The organism is Micromonospora sp. D75 (genome assembly GCF_018070405.1).
GTDB classification, from domain to species: Bacteria; Actinomycetota; Actinomycetes; order Mycobacteriales; family Micromonosporaceae; genus Micromonospora; species Micromonospora chalcea.
The window spans coordinates 1-1,191 of the sequence record NZ_JAGPXV010001013.1; the positions used below are offsets into that span (position 1 = coordinate 1).

At 78.1% G+C, this 1,191-nt stretch carries 1 protein-coding gene and 1 pseudogene; both read left to right on the forward strand.

The features are described 5' to 3' along the window. Nucleotides 1-313: pseudogene (locus KBX39_RS31585) on the forward strand (cell division protein FtsK); the annotation flags it as partial. Beyond that, the gene (locus KBX39_RS31590) at nucleotides 310-1,137 is read left to right on the forward strand and encodes a hypothetical protein (RefSeq protein WP_166456881.1); all 828 of its coding nucleotides are present in this window, start codon (nucleotides 310-312) and stop codon (nucleotides 1,135-1,137) included. The pseudogene KBX39_RS31585 and the gene KBX39_RS31590, both read left to right, overlap by 4 nt. Nucleotides 1,138-1,191 lie beyond the last annotated feature (54 nt).

Consider the following 1,191-nt stretch of genomic DNA (forward strand, 5'->3'; position numbering starts at 1 on the left):
CGACCCGGCGACGTTCCGTTCCGGGTACGACGACCTGCGCGCCGTGCTGCGCCAGGGGCCCGCGCGCGGGGTGCACGTGCTCGGCTGGTGGCGCGGGCTGCGCCGGCTCGCCGACGACCTGGGCGGCAGCGGGCAGCGCGACGACGTCACCGGCCTGGTCGCGCTCAACGTGCCCGCCGCCGACCTGGGCCTGCACCTCGGCGTGCACGACCTCGCGTACGTGCCGCGCGAGGGCCGCGCGCTGCTCGTCGACCGGCACGAGCACCGCACCGCGCTGATCGTGCCGTTCGCCGCGGGGAGTGATGTCCCATGAGTGGATTCGACGAGTACGCGGCGCTGCTGCGGGAGCTGTCCACCCGGCAGCGGGGCGGGGAGCGGGAGATCGCGGCCGAGGCGGAGCGCCGCCGTGGCCTGCAGGCCGCCGTCGACAAGCTGGGGCAGCGGCTCGTCGCCCAGGGGCAGCACCTGGACCGGCTGGGCCAGGCGATCGGCACGCCGATGACCTCGGTACCGGCGCCGGCGGTTGCGGTGGCCGCCGGACCGGCCGCGCCGGAGGCGGCAGACGTGGGCGGGCGGACGGGCGCCGGGCGGGGGGAGGACGCGGGCGGGCGGACGGGCGCCGGGCCGGGGGACGGCGTGACCGGCGGCGCAGCCGCCGCGCCGGGGCAGGCGGGCGTCGGGGCGTACCCCTCTCCGGGTGTGGCGCCGCGGGCGGGTGACCCGGCGGCGGAGCTGGCTGCGGCGGAGCGGCTCGCCGGGGAGGCCGACGGGTACGGGCAGCAGGCCGACGCGCTGGCCCGCACGCCGGTGCTGTTGCCGACCTGGTCGGCGCCGGCCCGGGCGGTCGCGGTGTACGGCGGTTGCGCGCTCGTCGGCTCGCTGCTGATGCTTGTCGCGCTGGTGGGGTCGCCGGTGCCGGTGGCCGGGCTGGACCTGGTGGCGGCGCTGTCCTGCGCCGGGGTGCCGCTGCTGTCCTTCGTGGCCGGTCAGGTCGTGCTGGCCCGGTGGGGCCGCCCGGCGCTGGCCGGCGGTGAGGCCACGACCGGGCGGTACGTGCCGCTGGGCTTCGTGATCTGCGCGCTGGTCTCCCCGTCGCTGTTCTGCGTCTACCTGCTTCTGTTCCGCCTCCTCCGCTGACCCCAGCCCCTGTCGATCATGGACTTGTGGCCGCGGCGGTGGGCTTGATGTGGC

Bases quoted from the DNA above. Each gene is read 5' to 3' on its own strand.
- KBX39_RS31590 (WP_166456881.1), top strand. From the start codon at position 310: ATGAGTGGATTCGACGAGTACGCGGCGCTGCTGCGGGAGCTGTCCACC.